The following is a 17,072-nucleotide window of genomic DNA, read 5'->3' as shown; positions in this document are numbered from 1 at the left end:
CGCGCCGCCGACCCCCTCCATGTTCCCATGCCGCCGGGGTGCGCCCACTGCGCGGGCGACGGATCGGCCCCGGGGACCTCGCTCCGGCGGCGGCTCCACGAAGAGCGCGGCCAGCCGGGGCAGCCGCCGGCGCGCCTCCTCCTCGTCGTCGAAGTCCCAGAAGTCGTTGAGGTCCGGTGTGCGCACCGGCTCGCGGTCCGCCGGCAGTTCCGTCGCGGTGGCCTTGCGGTACGCGTCCCACGGCACCGACAGCATCTGCTCGGCGGAGAACTCCTCCCCGCTGAGTGCGGCCGCCCGCACCTGGGGCAGTTCGGCCAGCGAGTCCGGATCGGCGACCGCGCCGGCGAAGACCGCCCGCCCCTGCGTCATCAGCCAGCCCCGGAAGTGCTCGAACCCGTCCGCCGAGGCACCGCCGTTGATCAGGTAGGCGGCGCCCCACAGGTCCGCCTTGTGCGAGGCGGCCAGCACCCGCGTCTGGTGCCGGGCGTACCCGACGATGTCCTCCGGGTCGCGCTCGGTGAGCAGCGCGACGGCCCGCGCGGCCACCGGGCCGGGCTCTCCCCCACCGCCGGCCCGCGCCTGGTCGATCAGCTGCCAGAAGTCCTCGGTCCTCATGGCTTGGCAGTCTGGCAGTGTCGCCGCGCGTCGCGCACGCACCCCGGGGCAGCATGGTGGGGTGTCCCCCACGCCGCTGCCTCCGGTGCCGTACCACGCGAGCGCGCTGCGCCCGTCGTGGCCCGCGCTGCCGGCGGCGCTGCGGGCCGCGGTCGCCGACCGGCTCGGCGCGCCGGTGGTCGCCGTCCGGGTCGCCGGCGCCGGCTTCACCCGGGGCTTCGCCGCCGTGCTCAGCACGGCCGACGGTGGTCGGGCCTTCGTCAAGGCGGCACCCGCCGCCGAGCAACCGCACCTGGTCGAGGGGTACGCCCGGGAGGCCGCGATCCTGGACCGGCTGCCGGCCGGCCTGCCGGCGCCCCGCCTCCGGTGGAGCCTGTCCGAGGCCGGCTGGTTCGTGCTCTGCACCGACGCCGTCGACGGCCACACCCCACGCCTGCCCTGGACGGTGGCCGAGCTGGACGCCACGCTCGCCGGGTACGCGCAGGTCGCCGCCGCGCTGGCCGACCCGCCGGCCCCGCTGACCGCGCTCGGCCTGCCGCACCTGGCCGACCTGGCCCGCTCGGACATTCTCTGGTGGGAGGAGGTCGCCGCCGGACGCGAGCCGTCACCCCCGATGCCCGCACCGGCGCGGGGCCGGCTGGCCGAGCTGGTGGCGCTGGAGTCCCGCCTGCCCGGGTACGCCGCCGCGGCGACCGGGCTGATCCACGGCGACCTGCGGGTGGACAACGTGCTGATCGGCGCGGACGGCCGGGCCTGGTTCTGTGACTGGACCTGGTTCTGCCACGGGCCGCCCTGGTGGGATCTGGCCGGCTTGCTGCTCACCGCGTACGCCGGCGGGCTGGACGCGGACCGGCTCTTCGCCGCGCACCCGGCGTGCGCGGACGCACCCCCGGACGCGCTCGACGCCACGCTGGCCGCGCTGGCCGGCTACTACCTGACCGGGGCCGAGGCGGCACCGGTGACGGCCTCGCCGCACCGGTCGGCGCACCAGCGGTGGAGCGGCGAGCAGGCGCTCGACTGGCTCGCCCACCGCCAGGGCTGGCGGTGACAGCGGCCCGGGCGGACGCGGTTCGGGCCGAGCCGTTTTGGCTCGTCCGGGGCGACCTGGTAACCTGGCTCTTCGCGCAGCGATGACGCATGTTCGTCATCCAGCGCACAAGCTGACCAACCCGAGCTATCAAGACGAGGCTGTCGCGTGGCGAACATCAAGTCCCAGATCAAGCGCAACCGGCAGAACGAGAAGGCCCGGCTGCGCAACAAGTCGGTCAAGTCGTCGCTGAAGACCGCCGTCCGGAAGTTCAACGAGGCTGCCGAGGCCGGTGACGTCGAGAAGGCCACCGCGCTCATGCAGGACGCCTCGCGCAAGCTGGACAAGGCCGTCAGCAAGGGCGTGATCCACTCCAACCAGGCCGCGAACCGCAAGTCCGCGATCGCGAAGCGCGTGGTGGCGCTGTCCGCCTGACGATCTACCGTCAGACTGATTCGGAAAGCCCCGGACCCCGGTCCGGGGCTTCCGTGTGTCTGTAGGGGTGTCCGCCGCCGGGGCGGGAGTGCCGGTAGGCGTGGTCGCCGCCGGGGCGGGAGTGCCCGCAGCCGGCGCGAGTGCCGGTGGGCCGGTCGGAGTCAGTCCGACGGGTCGGGGTGGCGGGGCGGCGGCACGGGGTCGGCGCTGATCACCACGCCCGTCACGCTGTGCGGCATCCACTCGACTCGGGCGCGGCCGACGACCGGTTCCATCTGCCGGCGGAAGCGGTCCCGTTCCTGCTCGGGCACGAGCGCGGCGGACCGGACCACGACCGCGGCCACCATGTCGTTGAGCTTGACCATCGCCGCCACCACCGCGGGCAGCACCAGCACCGACCACCAGGTGACCAGCTCGGCGAGGGCGAGCAGCACCGCCAGGGCGATGGCACCCTCGAAGAAGAGGAAGCACAGCACTCCCCCGGGGTTGACGAACCGCAGGCCGAGGAGTCGGGCGTACAGCGGCCGGTAACGCTCCTCCTCGGCGGGGATGGTGGCCCACGCCGTGCGGTTCGGCCCCGTCACCGGGTGCTGCCCTGCCGGGCCGCCGCGACCGAGAAGACGGCGCGCTCCAGGGCGTACGCCCGGTCGTCGGAGCCGCCCTTCACCGCCGCGTTGCACTCGGCGGCGACCTGCATGGCCCGGACCAGGCCCTCCGGCGTCCAGCCTCGGCCCTGCCGCTGCGCCCGCTCGATCTTCCAGGCGGGCATCCCGAGGCTGCTGGCCAGCTGGTACGGGTTGCCCCGCCCGGCCGACGCCACCCGGGCCACCGTGCGCACCCCGTCGGCCAGGGCGTCGGCGATGGGCACCGGATCGACGCCGACGTGCAGGGCCCAGCGCAGCGCCTCCAACGCGGCCGGCACGTCGCCGACCATGGTGGCGTCCGCCACCGTGAAGCCGGTCACCTCGACCCGGCCCCGGTAGTAGCGGGAGACCGTGTCGGCGCCGATCCGCCCGTCGGTGTCGGCGACCAGTTGGGAGCAGGCGGCGGCCAACTCGCGCAGATCGTTGCCGACGGCCGCGATGAGGGCCTCGGCGGCGTCGTCGGTGCACTTGCCACCGGCCCGGCGGATCTCGTCCCGGACGAAGGCCACCCGGTCGCGGTGCCCCTTGAGCTTGGCCGCCGGGACGACCGTCGCGCCGGCCGCCCGCAGCCCGTCGGCGAACGCCTTGCCCTTGGCGCCGCCCAGGTGCAGGACCAGCAGTTGCACGTCCGGGTCGGGGTTCTTCGCGTACGCCAGCAGGGCGGTGACCAGGTCCTTGCGGGCGTCCTGGCCGGAGCGCAGGATCAGCAGCCGCCGACCGCCGAACAGTGACGGGCTGAGCATCTCGGCGATCTCGCCGACGGTGAGCGCGCTGGCCTGGTATTCGCGGACGTCCACCTCGGGGTCGACGCCGCGAACCTTCGCGACAGCTTCGGTGACCGCGCGCGTGGCGAGCAGTTCCTCGTCGCCGAGGACGAGCAGAATGGGGGCGAGGCTGGCGGGGGTCACGCCGCCCATATTCGCACGGCCCGGGGTGCGATCGTGCCTGGTCATTCGGCGCTCAGTCGGCGTAGCCCGCACACAGTGCAAATCCAGACATTCACCTCAATTAACCATCTAATTGGCAATACACCCGCCATTTGCTTCGGTGGTGTGCAATTTCCACCGCCCTTCCCCGGCCGGCTCATGGTCGGTGCCCAGGTAGCACCCCTCGACGGGCTACGGCCAGGCCGTCGCCCGAGCGGATCGCCGCCACGTCGCCGTCGGTGTCGGTCCGCAACACCCGGGCACCGCCCCTGCTGAGCCGGGTGAGCAGCCCCAGGTTCGGGTGCCCGTAGGTGTTACCGGCGCCGACCGGCACCAGCGCGACGGAGGGCCGTACCTCGTCGAGGAACCGGAGATCCTGGTACGCCGAACCGTGGTGGGCGACCTTCAACACGTCCGCCCGCAACTGACCGGGCGCCGCCCGCGCCACCATCGCGTGCTGCTCCTCGGTCTCCGCGTCGCCGGGCAGCAGGATCCGCACTCCGGCGACCGTGGCACGCAGCACCAGCGAGTTGTTGTTGGGGTCGGACCTGGTGCCCGCCAGTGGGTACGGCGGGCCGAGCACCAGCAGGTCGACGCCACCGACCGGATGACGAGCACCGGCCACGGTGGTCAGTAGCGTGGCCCGCCCACCGGTCGCCGCCGCGCGCACCAGATCCCGCCCCTCCACCGGCTCCGCCGACGGCGGCATCAGCACGGCACCCACCCGTCGCCCCCGGAACACCCCGGCCACCCCCCCCACGTGGTCGGCGTGGAAGTGGCTGATCACCAGCAGCGGCACCTCCCGTACGCCGAGTCGACGCAGGCAGCCGTCCACCGCGCCCGGCTCCGGCCCGGCGTCCACCACCACGGCCCGACCGGGTTCGACCGGCAGCACCAGGGCGTCGCCCTGGCCCACCGCGCAGGCCACCACGACCCATCCCGGCGGCGGCCAGCCGGCAGCCACCAGCCGGACCGGAAGGGCGCCCAGCACGGCGGCGACACCGACCACCGCGACCAGTCGCCGTACGAGTGGCCGTCGCACCGCGACCAGCAGCGCGACGGTCAGCCCGGCCAGCAGGAGAGCACCCGGCACCCCGCCCGGCCACGGCAGGGTGCCGCCCGGCAGCCGGGCGCCGTGGCGGGCGATGACGACCAGCCACCACGCTGGCCAACTGGCCAGCCACGCCGCGAACTCGGCGCCGGCCGGCCAGATCGGCGACACGGTGGCCGCCACCACGCCCAGGATGGTGGCCGGCGCGATGGCCGGCACCGCCAGCAGGTTGGCCGGCACGGCCACCAGGCTGACGGTGCCGGAGATCCCGGCGACGACCGGCCCGCAGGCCAGTTGCGCGGCCGCGGGAACGGCCAACGCCTCGGCCACCCCGGGCGGAACGCCCCGCCGCCGCAGCCCGTCCCGCCAGCGCGGTGCGAGCAGCAGCAGACCACCCGTCGCCAGTACGGACAGCGCGAACCCGGGATCGCCGGCCAACTCCGGGTCGACCAGTACCAGCACGGTGATCGCGGCGGCCAGCGCCGGCAGAGCCGCCCGGGGACGGCCGGCGGCGAGCGCGGCGAGCCCGATCGCCCCCATCGTGGCGGCCCGTACGACGCTCGGTGACGGGCGGACCAGGATGACGAAACCGACCAGCGCGACCCCGCAGAGCCCGGCGGCGAGCCACGGGCCGGCCCGCGCCCACCGGGCCAACAGCAGGACGGCACCCACCACGATGGCCACGTTCGAGCCGGAGACGGCGTTCAGGTGCGTCATGCCGGTGGCTTGGAAGTCCTCCTCGACGGCGGGCGGCAACCGGCTGGTGTCTCCCACAACCAGCCCGGGCAGCAGCCCGCCCGGATCGTCGGGGAGCGGCGCGCAGGCCCGTTGCAGGCCGGCACGCAGCGTCCCGGCGGCGCGCTGCGCCCACGACGACGCACCCTGTCGCACGGGCGGGCCGTTGGTGCTGAGCACCGCACCGGTCAGGTCACCGCCGCGCGGAAGGCCGAGGCGGCCGTCGGCGGTGAGGCGCTGCCCGGGGAGCAACCCTCGCCAGGCCGGGTCGGTGGCCAGGACCAGAAGCCGCACCGGCGCGCGGACCCGCCGGCCGTCCGGGCCGGTGAGCCGAGTCAGCTCGGTCGACACCAGCAGCATGCCGGGACGTCCGGCGGAACGGATCGGACGCGGATCGTCCCGGACGATCAGATCGGCCGTGACCGGGGCGCGCTGCTCGGCCAGGGCACGAATCGGCGGCGCGTCCCGGACGGCGAGCCGGGCGGTGGTGGCCGCCGCGCCGCAGACCAGCCCGAGGCCGACCGCGACGGCGATCCAGCCGTACCGGCGGGTGGCGGCGCGGGGTTGACCGAGGCGGCCAACCAGGTGCAGGGCGCCGCACGAGGTCAGGACGGCCGCCGTCCCGGCCGCCAGCAGGAGCGGGCGGCTGCCGACATGCAGGCCGGCGAGCGTGGTGAGCCACACGGCCATGGCCAGCCCGGCCAGCCGCAGATCCGGTGGTGCGGGCTGCGCCTCGGCGACGGGCGGTGACGAGCCGGACCTGCTCACACCGTCACCAGATCCTTGAGCTGCTCGTAGCGGGCATCCCCGATCCCGTCGACCTGGCGCAGGTCGCCGACGGCCTTGAACCCGCCGTGCTGCTCGCGGTGGGTGAGGATGCGCTGGGCGAGCACCGGCCCGACCCCGGGCAGCGCGTCGAGTTGGGCGAGGGTGGCGGTGTTGAGGTTCAGCGGCCCGGCCGCGGGCGCCGCCCCACCCGCGGCCGGGGCCGCCGCACCGCCCGGCACCGGTGGGGGCGTCACCCCGACGACGATCAGCTCGCCGTCGGTGACCTTGCGGGCCGGGTTGAGCAGCGCCACGTCGACGCCGGGCAGCGCACCGCCGGCCGCCTGCACCGCGTCGGCCAGCCGCGACCCGGCCGGCAGCCGTACCAACCCGGGCTTGCGGACCTTGCCCGCGACCGCCACCACCAGCTCACCCGCGTTGGACGCTTCGGGGGCACCCGCCGAGGTCGCGGGCACCGCCTCAGCGGCCAGCGGGGCGACCGGCTCCGCGTGCGGCCGGGACCGCCAGGCCCAGCCGGCCGCGCCCAACACCACCACCACGGCGACGACGGCCAACGCGCGCACCCCACGCCGCCCCGGGTCGAACGCTCCCGGCCCGGACAGCCGCGGCGTGGGCTGGGCCACGGGACCGTCCGACGCCACGCCCGCCTCCGGCTGCGCGGACGACACACCAACAAGGGGTACGCCAGCGGGCGGCGCTCCCGGCCGGGACGACGGCAGAGCGCCCGGCGGCTCCGTGAGCCGGTGCAGGCGCTGGCGTACCTCTGTCTCCTCGTCGTGCGACACGGCCCGACGCTATGGCGGCGGACGGCCCGGCGGGGCGCGGTGACCTCACCCTGTGGACAACCGACGCCACTGTGGACAACGCCCTGATCATGCTCCGATCTGCTAGGGAGGCGGTGCGTCGATCAGAGCTGCTACAGGTACGGCCGCGTGATGATCTCGATGGCGTGCCCCGCCGGATCGAAGAAGTAGAAGCCACGACCACCGTGTTCGCCGGCGGCGCGGGCTGGATCAGTCACGGCTTCTGCAACATGACCGAGGCGACGTCGGCCATCAGCGCCAACGCCCAGTCGAGTTGCCGGCAGTCGTTGTGTTCTCGGCACTCCAGGCAGCCGCCTGCTCGCCACGGCCGGTCGGTTGCCCGTTTCCAGTGGGCATCCAGTACCCGCTGGGCCATGAACAGTTCGGTCGCTGTGGAGACCGGTTCATCGATTGGCATGGTCGGCACCTTCCGCGCGAATCGACGTAGCCCGCCCTGAGGGACACCTCCTTGCGGCTCTCGGGGCGGGCAGACCGGATGGCTCAGGAGTGCTGAAGTCCAGGAGCATCCGATTCACTGTCTCACTGTATCCAGTGTCTCACTGTAGTCAAGTTCTCACTATCTCCACTTTGCTGCGTTGCCGCCTTGTCTCGATCGCGGCCGGGCTGGAAACATGATCTCCGCTGAAGTCCAGGAGAGCCGACCATGCCGACGAGACCACCGCACTACCGCCGGGTGGCGGACGACATCGAGCAGAAGATCCGCTCGGGCGAATACTCGCCTGGCCAACGACTGCCGTCGGTGTCCGAGATCGGCGAGCTTTACAACGTCGCACGCTCCACGGCCTACCGAGCCGTCAAGGAGCTGCACGACCGGAACCTGGTTTACGGTCAGCAGGGGCAAGGCGTCTTCGTCGCCGACAGCTAGACCTGCCGAGGGTGGTCAGGCCCGCCTGGTCCGCCGATTCCAACGCCTCGGACGGTCAGCGGGCCTCCGGGTCGAGGCCGAGGACGGCCCGTCCCCCGTCCACCGGCAGGATGACGCCGTTGACGAAGCTCGCCGCCGGTGACAGCAGGTACGCGACGGCCTCCGCCACCTCGTCGGCCCGCCCGATCCGGCCCACCGGGTGCAGCCGGTTCAGCTCGGCGTCGATCCACTCGGCCTGGGAGGGTTCCTGCGCGGCCAGGAACTCGGCGTGCCGTTCGGTGGCGATCGAGCCGAGCGCGACGGCGTTGGCGCGGATGCCGTGCCGGCCGTACTCGACGGCCAGCGCACGGGTCAGCCCCTCCACGGCCGCCTTCGCCGTGGCGTACGGCAGGGCGCCGGACACGGGCCGGCGGGCCTGGTGCGAGGAGACGTTGACGATCGCTCCGCCGGTGCCGGCGGCGAGGAACCGGCGGACGGCGACGGCGGCGCCCACCGTGGCGGGGCGCAGGTTCAGCCCGATCAGGTCGAGGATCGTGTCGGCCGACGCGGCGTGCAGCGCGGCGTCGCGGAACACCGCCGCGTTGTTGACCCAGCCGGTCAGCGGGGCGGCGCGTTCGGCCAGTTCGGCGGCGCGCTCGGCGACCCGCTCGTCGCCGGCATCGCCGATCACGGCGACAAGTCGGTCGGCGGCCGGGTCTGCGGTCAGCCAGTCGACGGCGGCGGCGTCGCGCTCCACGACGACGACGGTGGCACCCGTCGCGACCAGCCGTTGCACGACGGCCCGGCCGACGCCACGGCCGCCTCCGGTGACCACGCACGAGGTGGGCATCGGCTCAGTCTCCTGGCCGGCGGTGCACGACCACGCAGGCCAACCCCGGGCCGGCGTGGGCGGCGACCACCGCGCCCGCCTCGGAGACGTACGTGTCGTGCAGCCGGGCACCGAACCGCTCGGTCAACGCGGCGAGCAGCGCCTCGGCTCGTTGCGGCGCGGCCAGGTGGTGCACGCCGAGGTCCACGTCGTCGTCCCCGGCCGCCTCGACGGCCAGGTCGACGAGCCGGGCCACGCCCCGGCTGGCGGTGCGGACCTTTTCGCGCAGCACGATCGCCCCGTCCGGCATGTGCATGATCGGCTTGACGGACAGGGCGGTGCCGAGCAGCGCCTCGGCCGCGTTGATCCGGCCACCCCGGCGGAGGAACTCCAACGTGTCGACGTAGAACCAGACGGTGGTCCGGTCCACGGCGGCGAGCGCGGCGTCGCGTACCCCGATCAGGTCGGCGCCGGCCTCGGCGGCCGTCGCGGCGGTGATGGCCGGGAAGCCGAGGCCCATGCCGGTGGAGCGGCTGTCGACGACCTCGACGCGGCCGTCGAAGTCGGCGGCGGCGAGGCGGGCCGCCTCGACGGTGCCGGACAGGCCGGCGGAGATGTGCACCGAGACGACGCCGTCGGCGCCGTCGTCGAGGAGTCGGCGGTACGTCCGGGCGAACTGCTCGGGCGCCGGCCGGGACGTCGACGCGGTGACCCGCCGGCCGCTCAGCGCCAGGGTGGCGTCGGCCGGGTGGATCTCCACCCCCTCCAGCCCTTCCGCGCCGTTGAGCACGACGGTCAACGGGACGACGGTCAGCCGGTGCGCCTGCACCAACTCGGGCGAGAGGTAGGCGGTGGAGTCGATGACGACCGCGACGGGCATGCCCGGCACGCTAGCCGATCGAGGCGTCGAACGCCGAGGCGAGATTTCAGACCGCGTCGGCGACGGCCGGGACGGTGACCAGGCCGACGTTGTGGGCACGCAACTGCCAGCCCCGGACGTCGTCGTGCCGCAGCTCGGTCCAGTGGCAGTTGGCCAGGGAGCCGATGCTGCGCAGCACACCGGAGTCCCAACCGAGCAGGTGCCCGACGCCCTGCCGGGAACCGCCGCCGTGGGTGGCGATCACCACGGTGCCGCCGGGTGCCGCGTCGGCCGCGTCCCGCAGGGCGGCGGCGACCCGGTCACCGAGGTCGTGCAGCGGCTCCAGATCCGCGCCCGGATCGGGGTCGCCGGCCCGCCAACGGGCGTACTCCTCCGGGAACATCTCGGCGACCTCGGTGAGGTGCAGGCCCTGCCACCGACCGAAGTGCCGCTCGCGCAGCCGGGCGTCGGAGCGGACCGGTAGCCCGGTCAGCGCGGCGAGCGCGGCGGCGGTCTCCGCGGCGCGACTCAGGTCGCTGGCCACGATGGCGTCGGGCCGCAGCGCCGCGAGCAGCGGCGCGGCGGCGCGGGCCTGGTCGCGGCCCAGCTCGTTGAGGGGTACGTCGGTCTGCCCCTGGACACGGTTGGCGGCGTTCCAGTCGGTGTTGCCGTGCCGCCAGACGATCAGCCGGGTCATTCGGCTGCGGCGGTCCCGCCGGCGTCGGCCTCGACCAGGTCGCGGTCGACGAACGGGATGGTGGGGCAGTCCTTCCAGAGCCGGTCGAGCCCGTAGAACTCGCGCTCCTCGGTGTGCTGGACGTGCACCACGATGTCGACGTAGTCGAGCAGCACCCAGCGGCCACCCCGCTCGCCCTCGCGCCGGATCGGCTTCGCCTTCTCCGGAAGCTCCAGCAGGCGCTCCTCGATGGCGTCGACGATGGCCAGCACCTGACGCTCGTTGGGGGCGGCGGCGAGCAGGAACGCGTCGGTGATGGCGAGCTGGTCGCCGACGTCGATGATCGCGATGTCCTGCGCCTTCTTGTCGGCGGCGGCCTGGGCGGCGGCGATCGCCAACTCGTGAGCGCGTTCGGAAACTGTCACCGTTCTCCTTCGATCAACCGTGCGATCCTCCAAGCGTCTCATACCCGCCGACGCCTCGACCTGTCAGTTCTGGTCGGTTAGGCACCCGTAACGGCCCATATCGGGCACGATCAGGGCTGATAGAGACGCCGCTTGGCGATGTACTGCACCACACCGTCGGGCACCAGATACCAGACCGGCTCGCCCCGGGCGACCCGGGCGCGGCAATCGGTCGACGAGATGGACATCGCCGGCACCTGGATCAGGCTGACCGTGTCCGCCGGCAGGTGCTTGTCGGTCAGCGGGAAGCCGGGCCGGGTCACCCCGATGAAGTGCGCCAGCTCGAAGATCTCGTCCAGATCCTTCCAGGACAGGATGCGTTGCAGCGCGTCCGCGCCGGTGATGAAGAACAGCTGCACCTTGGGGCCGTACTCGGCCTGGAGGTCGCGCAGGGTGTCGACGGTGTAGGTGGGGCCGCTGCGGTCGATGTCGACCCTGCTGACCTGGAAGCGGGGGTTGGAGGCGGTCGCGATGACCGTCATCAGGTAGCGGTCCTCGGCGGGGCTGACCGGTTCGTCGGCCTTCTGCCACGGCTGCCCGGTGGGGACGAAGACCACCTCGTCCAGACCGAACCGGTCGGCCACCTCGCTGGCCGCGACGAGGTGCCCGTGGTGGATCGGGTCGAAGGTGCCACCCATGATCCCGATCCGCCGGATATCTTCCTCCACCCAGTGATCGTAGGCCGGGCGTCCGGGGCCACTGTTCCGGCCCGGCGAGGGGCGCGCGCCGGCCCGCCTCGCGCCGGTCGATCCGACCTTCCCGCCGTGATCGACTCGGTTTCCCGGAAACCGGTGCACCGCAGCGGCCCGGACACCCCGCCTTCATCGACAGCGAGTCGATCACCTCCGGGCGGCGCGGCGCGGGGGTCGCGGCGCGGGGGCGCGCCGGCATATACTCGTCGACAAGTAATCGTCGACGAGGCGGGGAGGGTGTCGTGCCGAAGCGGCGCAAGGTCGGCAATCTGCTGGCGCTGGCCGTGCTGTCCGCCCTGGTCCAGCGGCCGATGCACCCGTACGAGATCGCCACCACACTGCGCGCCTGGGGCAAGGACCAGGACATGGAGATCAAGTGGGGCTCCTTCTACACGGTCATCCGCAACATGGACAAACACGGCATGGTCGAGGCGGTCGAGAGCCTGCGCGAGGGGCGACGCCCGGAACGCACCGTCTACCGGATCACCGACGTGGGGCGGGCGGAGCTGGTCGACTGGGCGCGCGAGTTGGTCTCCACCCCGATGCCGGAGCATCCCCGCTTCCGCGCCGGGCTGTCCGTGCTCGCCGCGCTGCACCCCGACGAGGCCGTCGACCTGCTCCGGCAGCGGCTCGACCGGCTGGACGACGCGCTCCGCCGGGACCGCGAGACGCTCGACACCCACCTGCGGGAGGTCCCCCGACTGTTCCTCGTGGAATCGGAGTACGACCTGGCCTTGCGGGCTGCGGAGACGACCTGGCTGCGGGCCCTGCTCGCCGAGCTGACCTCGGGCGGCTATCCCGGGCTGGACACGTGGCGGGCCTTCCACGAGACCGGCGAGATGCCGGCCGAACTGACCGAGCTGGCGGAGAGGACCGGCCCCGACAGCGCCGACACCACCGACTGACGGACGGCTCCGGCGGGGTGCGCCAACACCCCGCCGGAGCCCTTACCCCGAACCGACACCTGGGAAGGCGCCCGGCCCGAAGCGGCAACCACGAGGATAACCGGGCTCCCTCCCAGGTCCGTGCGCTCGCGCGGACCACGACACCCAGGGAGAGAGCATGACCACGGTACGAACCGCGATCGTCATCGGCGGCGGCATCGCCGGGCCGGTGACGGCGCTGGCGCTGCGTCGCGCCGGCATCGCCGCCACGGTCCACGAGGCGTACCCGGCCACCGCCAGCGGGGCCGGCGGCATCGGCGGCACCCTCGCGCTGGCGCCCAACGGCGTCGCCGCGCTGCGCAGCGTCGGCGCGGACGAGGCGGTGACGGCTACCGCCACCCCCATCGTGCGCAGCGCCATGGCCGTCGGGCGGCGACGCCTCGACCTGCCCACGCTGGCCGGGGTGCCGCCACTGCGCGTGGTGCACCGGGCCGAGCTGCACCGGGAGCTGCACGACCGGGCCGTCGCCGAGGGCGTCTCGTTCGCGTACGGCAAACGGCTGGTCGACGTCGAGCAGAGCGACGGCGGCGTGACCGCCCGTTTCGAAGACGGCAGCACCGCCACCGCCGACGTGCTCGTCGGCGCGGACGGCATCAGATCCACGGTCCGTGGGCTCATCGACCCGGCCGCGCCCGGCCCCCGGTTCACCGGGCTGCTCGGCTTCGAGGCGGTCGCCCGACACGAGGTGGGCGTCGAGCCCGGCACGATGACGTTCGCGTTCGGGCGACGCGGCTACTACCTGTACTGGCCGGAGCCGGGCGGCGGCACCCGGTGGGGGGCCAACCTGCCGCAGCAACGGCCGATGAGCCTCGTCGAGGCCCGCGCGGTGCCGGCGGCACAGTGGATGGACACGCTGCGCACCAGCTACGGCGACGACGATCCGGGTCGGGAGCTGATGGCGACCAGCAGCGCCGAGGAGCTTCAGGTGGTCGGCTCGTTGCACATCATGCCGCCCGTGCCGCACTGGTACCGGGGTCGGATGGTGCTGGTCGGCGACGCGGCGCACGCGCCGTCGAACAGCTCCGGGCAGGGCGCGTCGCTGGCCATCGAGAGCGGAGTGCAGCTCGCCCGGTGCCTGCGTGACCTGCCGGACGTCCAGGCGGCGTTCGCCGCGTACGTGCGGCTGCGTCGTGCGCGGGTGGAGAAGGTCGCCGCCCGCGCGGCACGGATCAACCACACCAAGGCCCCGGGGCCGGTCGCCCGGACGCTGATGCCGCTGCTGATGCCGCTGTTCGTGCGCACGGTGATGGACCCGGAGAAGACCGTCGCCCACGAGCAACGCTATGTCATCGACTTCGACGCACCGGTGACGGCGGAGCCCGCGCTGCGCTGAACGCGGGGCGCGGGGTGACCGGTGAGCCACCCCGCGCCCGCCCGCGTTCTCCGGCCGTCGGGCGGACCCGACCTCAGGCTGCCGCGGCGGCCACCGCCGTACGGGCGACGAGCGCGCGCCGCAGGTCGTCGTCGGCGTCGGTGACGACCCGTCGCAGACCCGGGGTCAGGTCGTCGCGGGCCAGCAGCGCCGCGGCCGCCTCCCGGGTCGGCTGCGCCACGGCGTAGTGGGGGAACGCCAGCTTCGCCACCCGGTCGGCCGTCCACGCGGTACGCCGATCCACGGCGGCCGGCATGTCGGTGAAGTACCGCTCGACGTACGCGGCGGTCAGCTCGGCCTGCTCGGGCTGCCAGAACCCCTCAGCGGTCGCCTCCAGCAGCCGGTTGGACAGCTCGGTGTCACGCACGATGATGTCCCAGGCGGCCTGCTTCGCGGCCGGGTCGGGCAGGGCGGCCCGGCAGCGGGCGGCCCGTTCCGCACCGGTGGAGCTGACGTCGGCAGCCGCCTCGGCGGCGATCTCCGCCTCGCCGGCGGCACCCAGCACGACCAGCCGACGCAGCACCGCCCACCGCAGCTCCGCGTCGACCTTCAGCCCGGCCGGCACATCCCGGCCGGCGAGCCAACCGACGAGCAGATCCGCGTCGGTGGTCGCGGCGATCCAGCCCCGGGCGGCGGCGAGCTGCAACGACTCCCCCGCCGGCGCCCCGTCGAGCAGGTGCCGGCACGCCCCGGCGATCCGGGCGAGCGCCGCCGACCGGGTCAGCGGATCGAGGTAACGGTCGACCAGCGACCGGCTGAGGGACAGCACGTCCTCCGCGATGATGACCTCGGTCTCGGCCGGCAGCGCCGCGACGATCAGGTCGACCAGGCCGGTGACCGGCCGCTCCCCGTCGGTCACCGCGTCCAGCGCCTCACCCCAGAGCACCGCCCGGGTGAGGGAGTCGCCCAGCGCCGGCAGCACCAGCGGAACGGCGTCCGCCGACGCCGGGTCCAGGCGCACCTTGGCGAAGGTGAGGTCACCGTCGTTGAGCACCAGCAGCCGGGCCGCCGGCTCGCCGGTCAGCCCGCCGAGCACGGTACGGCCGCCGTCGACCGTCGGGTCGAGATCCACCTCGTCGCGCCGCACGGTGCCGTCCGCCGCGTAGCGGCCCACGCCGATCCGGTGTGGCCGCAGCACCGGGTACGACTCGGGCGCGGTCTGCACCACGGCCACCTCGGTGTAGCGGCCGTCGGCGTCGAGGGCCACCTCGGCGCGCAGCGTGTTGACCTGCGACCGGCGCAACCACAGCTCGGCCCAACCGGACAGGTCCCGACCGCCGGCGGAGAGGCTGGTCAGCAGGTCGGCGAGGGTGGCGTTGCCGAAGCGGTGCGCGGCGAAGTGCGCGTTCAGACCGGCGAGGAACGCCTCGTCGCCGAGCCACGCGACCAACTGCCGCAGCACGCTGGCCCCCTTGGCGTACGAGATGCCGTCGACGTTGAGCAGGCCCTCGGCGGCGTCGGCCACCTCCTCCGGTGCCACCGGGTGGGTGGAGGGACGCTGGTCGGCCGCGTACCCCCAGGCCTTGCGGCGCATGGCGAACGTCGTCCACGTCCGCTCGAAGCGGGTCGCCTCAGCGGCGACCCGAATGCCCAGGTACTCCGCGAAGGACTCGTTGAGCCACAGGTCGTCCCACCAGCGCATGGTGACCAGGTTGCCGAACCACATGTGCGCCATCTCGTGGGCGATCGTGGTGGCCCGCAGCTCCCGCTGGGTGTCGGTGACCGCCGACCGGAACACGTAGTCGTCACGGAACGCGACGATGCCCGGGTGCTCCATGGCGCCGAGGTTGAACTCGGGCACGAACGCCTGCTCGTACTTGCCGAACGGGTAGCGCTCGGTGAAGAGCTCGTGGAACCGGTCCAGGCTCTGCCGGGTGATGGTGAAGATCTCCTCGGCGTCGGCGTCGAGGTGCTCGGCGAGCGACTGTCGGCAGTAGAGGGCCAGCGGCACGCCGTCGTGCTCGGCCCGCCGCACGTGGTACGGCCCGGCGACCAGGGAGAAGAGATACGTGGCCAGCGGCACGGTCGGGGCGAACTCCCAGCGCCCGGGGGCCGGGTTGGCGGCCAGCTCACCGTTGCCGGAGACCGTCCACGCCGGCGGGGCGGTGACCGTGAGGGTGAACGGCGCCTTCAGGTCGGGCTGGTCGAACGCCGCGAAGATGCGCTGCACGTTGTCGAGGAAGCTCACCGCGTACAGGTAGGTCTCGCCGTCGGCCGGGTCGACGAAGCGGTGCATCCCCTCCCCGGTGTTGGAATACGCCATGTCGGCCTCGACGAACAGCGTGTTCGTGGAGTCGAGGTCACCCAGCGGCAACCGGTTGTCGGTCAACGTGTCGAGGTCGACGTCGCGGTCGTTGAGGCGTACCGCCAGCAGTGTGGCGGGCTTGACCTCGGCGAAGGTCGCGGTGCCGGGCGTCGCCCGGAACCGGATCGCGACGCGGGAGCGGAACACGTCCCCGTCGCCGGTCAGGTCGAGGTCCACCTGATAGGACTCGACAGTAATCGCCGCGCCACGCGCGGTCGCCTCTACACGGGTCAGGCTCGGCATCCGCTTATCCTGCCCGATGGGGATCGGCACGCGGTCACCACACGACCCTCGGCACTGGAGGAAAGAACCATGGCGCAACACCCCAAGGGCGACTTCGACCTCTCTCGGGCGGTCTGGCAGCGGGCCGAGGGGGACACCTCCGACAGCGCCGTCGAGGTCGCCTTCGTCGACGATCTCATCGGCATGCGCAACTCCTCCGAGCCGGAGGGGCCGGTGCTGGTCTTCACACAGGCCGAGTGGGACGCGTTCGTCGCCGGCGCGCAGGACGGCGAATTCGACCTGGACTGACTGCCGCCGGGGGTCACGGGTGGCGCGGGACACCCGCCACCCGTGACCGCCGGGTCAGGCATCGCCATCGCCCCAGCCGAGGCCCCCGGGGCCCGGGGCGTGGTGGAAGCCGGGGTGCTCGGCCACATCGACGCAGCGCTCGCCGTCGGGGCCGACCGCCCCACAGAACAGCCGCTCGGCCCGGTGCCACGCGTCGGCCGGTGACAGGGCCGCCGCGCCGAGCGCCACCTCCGGGCGGAGCAGGCTCAGCGCCTCCGCGTACCCCACGGCCAGCTCGCGGGCGTCGGCCGCGCCCGGCGCGGTGAAGCCCAGGTGCACGGTGAAGAACCGGTGCGGCCGGGTCGGCCGCCCGGGCGGCCCGATCAGTGCCCGTACGTCCCGGCCCGGGCCCAGTGCCCCCGCTGCCCGCCGCTGCCGCCAGTACGGCGACCTGTTGTCGCGCATTCGCCCTCCCCGTGGTCGTGGCCGTCGGCCCACTGGAGGCCGCGCCGGCCGACCGGCACTGCCGCCGAC

Annotated in this window: 18 protein-coding genes and 1 pseudogene; 6 read left to right on the top strand and 13 right to left on the bottom strand. The window is 73.7% G+C overall.

The features are described from left to right. Window positions 1–81: 81 nt before the first annotated feature. Window positions 82–615 (bottom strand): annotated as a pseudogene (locus AB0H52_RS17035) (DUF4240 domain-containing protein); the annotation flags it as partial. Between the two features lie 61 nt (window positions 616–676). On the opposite strand from AB0H52_RS17035, the gene AB0H52_RS17030 reads away from it, so the two are divergent. Further along, a complete protein-coding gene (locus AB0H52_RS17030) occupies window positions 677–1,663 on the top strand; it encodes a phosphotransferase (RefSeq protein ID WP_225854190.1) in 987 nt (328 codons plus the stop codon). A gap of 147 nt (window positions 1,664–1,810) precedes the next feature. Continuing rightward, on the top strand, window positions 1,811–2,077 hold the full coding sequence (gene rpsT / locus AB0H52_RS17025; protein WP_109818418.1) for a 30S ribosomal protein S20: 267 nt from the start codon (window positions 1,811–1,813) through the stop codon (window positions 2,075–2,077). Window positions 2,078–2,238: 161 nt separating this feature from the next. Here the strand turns inward: rpsT and AB0H52_RS17020 are convergent, their stop codons facing one another. The 5 genes from AB0H52_RS17020 to AB0H52_RS17000 all read right to left on the bottom strand — a co-directional run bounded on the left by AB0H52_RS17020 (window position 2,239) and on the right by AB0H52_RS17000 (window position 7,440). Beyond that, window positions 2,239–2,661 (bottom strand): hypothetical protein, encoded by a 423-nt coding sequence (locus tag AB0H52_RS17020; RefSeq protein WP_151488705.1) that lies wholly within the window; start codon window positions 2,659–2,661, stop codon window positions 2,239–2,241. Next, complete coding sequence (holA, locus tag AB0H52_RS17015) at window positions 2,658–3,638, bottom strand: DNA polymerase III subunit delta (RefSeq protein WP_151488706.1); 981 nt, start codon at window positions 3,636–3,638, stop codon at window positions 2,658–2,660. The genes AB0H52_RS17020 and holA overlap by 4 nt, the downstream gene beginning before the upstream one ends. 166 nt (window positions 3,639–3,804) lie before the next feature. Next, on the bottom strand, window positions 3,805–6,123 hold the full coding sequence (locus AB0H52_RS17010) for a ComEC/Rec2 family competence protein (protein WP_151488725.1): 2,319 nt from the start codon (window positions 6,121–6,123) through the stop codon (window positions 3,805–3,807). 74 nt (window positions 6,124–6,197) lie between these two features. Then, window positions 6,198–7,004 (bottom strand): ComEA family DNA-binding protein, encoded by an 807-nt coding sequence (locus tag AB0H52_RS17005; RefSeq protein WP_151488707.1) that lies wholly within the window; start codon window positions 7,002–7,004, stop codon window positions 6,198–6,200. 232 nt (window positions 7,005–7,236) lie between these two features. After that, entirely contained in the window at window positions 7,237–7,440 is a 204-nt protein-coding gene (locus AB0H52_RS17000) for a hypothetical protein (RefSeq protein WP_151488708.1), read from the bottom strand. A 276-nt stretch (window positions 7,441–7,716) separates the two neighbouring features. On the opposite strand from AB0H52_RS17000, the gene AB0H52_RS16995 reads away from it, so the two are divergent. Next, window positions 7,717–7,908, top strand: a complete 192-nt coding sequence (locus tag AB0H52_RS16995; RefSeq protein WP_357948379.1) for a GntR family transcriptional regulator — start codon at window positions 7,717–7,719, stop codon at window positions 7,906–7,908. Window positions 7,909–7,963: 55 nt separating this feature from the next. On the opposite strand, the gene AB0H52_RS16990 is transcribed toward AB0H52_RS16995, so the two are convergent. From AB0H52_RS16990 to nadD, 5 genes are all read right to left on the bottom strand, one after another. Continuing rightward, on the bottom strand, window positions 7,964–8,737 hold the full coding sequence (locus tag AB0H52_RS16990) for an SDR family oxidoreductase (protein ID WP_151488710.1): 774 nt from the start codon (window positions 8,735–8,737) through the stop codon (window positions 7,964–7,966). Between the two features lie 4 nt (window positions 8,738–8,741). Then, window positions 8,742–9,596: a DegV family protein gene (locus tag AB0H52_RS16985; RefSeq protein ID WP_151488711.1), complete on the bottom strand. Its 855-nt coding sequence runs from the start codon at window positions 9,594–9,596 to the stop codon at window positions 8,742–8,744. 46 nt (window positions 9,597–9,642) lie between these two features. Further along, the gene (locus AB0H52_RS16980; RefSeq protein WP_151488712.1) at window positions 9,643–10,272 is read right to left on the bottom strand and encodes a histidine phosphatase family protein; all 630 of its coding nucleotides are present in this window, start codon (window positions 10,270–10,272) and stop codon (window positions 9,643–9,645) included. Continuing rightward, entirely contained in the window at window positions 10,269–10,676 is a 408-nt protein-coding gene (gene rsfS, locus AB0H52_RS16975; protein ID WP_007464025.1) for a ribosome silencing factor, read from the bottom strand. Before rsfS ends, AB0H52_RS16980 begins: the two co-directional genes overlap by 4 nt. A 110-nt stretch (window positions 10,677–10,786) precedes the next feature. Then, window positions 10,787–11,383 carry a nicotinate-nucleotide adenylyltransferase gene (nadD, locus tag AB0H52_RS16970; RefSeq protein WP_151488713.1) on the bottom strand — a complete coding sequence of 199 codons (597 nt, stop codon included), beginning with the start codon at window positions 11,381–11,383 and terminating at the stop codon, window positions 10,787–10,789. Window positions 11,384–11,649: 266 nt separating this feature from the next. Between nadD and AB0H52_RS16965 the strand changes: the two genes are divergently transcribed. After that, on the top strand, window positions 11,650–12,312 hold the full coding sequence (locus AB0H52_RS16965) for a PadR family transcriptional regulator (protein ID WP_357948374.1): 663 nt from the start codon (window positions 11,650–11,652) through the stop codon (window positions 12,310–12,312). 157 nt (window positions 12,313–12,469) lie between these two features. Continuing rightward, window positions 12,470–13,684, top strand: a complete 1,215-nt coding sequence (locus tag AB0H52_RS16960) for an FAD-dependent monooxygenase (protein WP_357948371.1) — start codon at window positions 12,470–12,472, stop codon at window positions 13,682–13,684. 73 nt (window positions 13,685–13,757) lie between these two features. Here the strand turns inward: AB0H52_RS16960 and pepN are convergent, their stop codons facing one another. After that, window positions 13,758–16,271, bottom strand: a complete 2,514-nt coding sequence (gene pepN, locus AB0H52_RS16955; RefSeq protein ID WP_151488716.1) for an aminopeptidase N — start codon at window positions 16,269–16,271, stop codon at window positions 13,758–13,760. 69 nt (window positions 16,272–16,340) lie between these two features. On the opposite strand from pepN, the gene AB0H52_RS16950 reads away from it, so the two are divergent. Then, complete coding sequence (locus AB0H52_RS16950; RefSeq protein ID WP_151488717.1) at window positions 16,341–16,559, top strand: DUF397 domain-containing protein; 219 nt, start codon at window positions 16,341–16,343, stop codon at window positions 16,557–16,559. Between the two features lie 54 nt (window positions 16,560–16,613). On the opposite strand, the gene AB0H52_RS16945 is transcribed toward AB0H52_RS16950, so the two are convergent. Then, window positions 16,614–17,003 carry a hypothetical protein gene (locus AB0H52_RS16945; protein ID WP_151488718.1) on the bottom strand — a complete coding sequence of 130 codons (390 nt, stop codon included), beginning with the start codon at window positions 17,001–17,003 and terminating at the stop codon, window positions 16,614–16,616. Between the last annotated feature and the right edge of the window lie 69 nt (window positions 17,004–17,072).

The sequence above is a fragment of the Micromonospora sp. NPDC050695 genome (assembly GCF_040654415.1).
Classification (GTDB): domain Bacteria; phylum Actinomycetota; class Actinomycetes; order Mycobacteriales; family Micromonosporaceae; genus Micromonospora.
The sequence above is the reverse complement of the archived record's forward strand: the minus strand, read 5'-3'. Positions and strand labels throughout refer to the sequence as shown.

Coding starts and splice junctions, on each gene's coding strand:
- holA (WP_151488706.1), bottom strand. CDS start 3,638: ATGGGCGGCGTGACCCCCGCCAGCCTCGCCCCCATTCTGCTCGTCCTC.
- AB0H52_RS17010 (WP_151488725.1), bottom strand. CDS start 6,123: ATGGCCGTGTGGCTCACCACGCTCGCCGGCCTGCATGTCGGCAGCCGC.
- AB0H52_RS17000 (WP_151488708.1), bottom strand. CDS start 7,440: ATGCCAATCGATGAACCGGTCTCCACAGCGACCGAACTGTTCATGGCC.
- AB0H52_RS16990 (WP_151488710.1), bottom strand. CDS start 8,737: ATGCCCACCTCGTGCGTGGTCACCGGAGGCGGCCGTGGCGTCGGCCGG.
- AB0H52_RS16985 (WP_151488711.1), bottom strand. CDS start 9,596: ATGCCCGTCGCGGTCGTCATCGACTCCACCGCCTACCTCTCGCCCGAG.
- AB0H52_RS16980 (WP_151488712.1), bottom strand. CDS start 10,272: ATGACCCGGCTGATCGTCTGGCGGCACGGCAACACCGACTGGAACGCC.
- AB0H52_RS16960 (WP_357948371.1), top strand. CDS start 12,470: ATGACCACGGTACGAACCGCGATCGTCATCGGCGGCGGCATCGCCGGG.
- pepN (WP_151488716.1), bottom strand. CDS start 16,271: ATGCCGAGCCTGACCCGTGTAGAGGCGACCGCGCGTGGCGCGGCGATT.
- AB0H52_RS16950 (WP_151488717.1), top strand. CDS start 16,341: ATGGCGCAACACCCCAAGGGCGACTTCGACCTCTCTCGGGCGGTCTGG.
- AB0H52_RS16945 (WP_151488718.1), bottom strand. CDS start 17,003: ATGCGCGACAACAGGTCGCCGTACTGGCGGCAGCGGCGGGCAGCGGGG.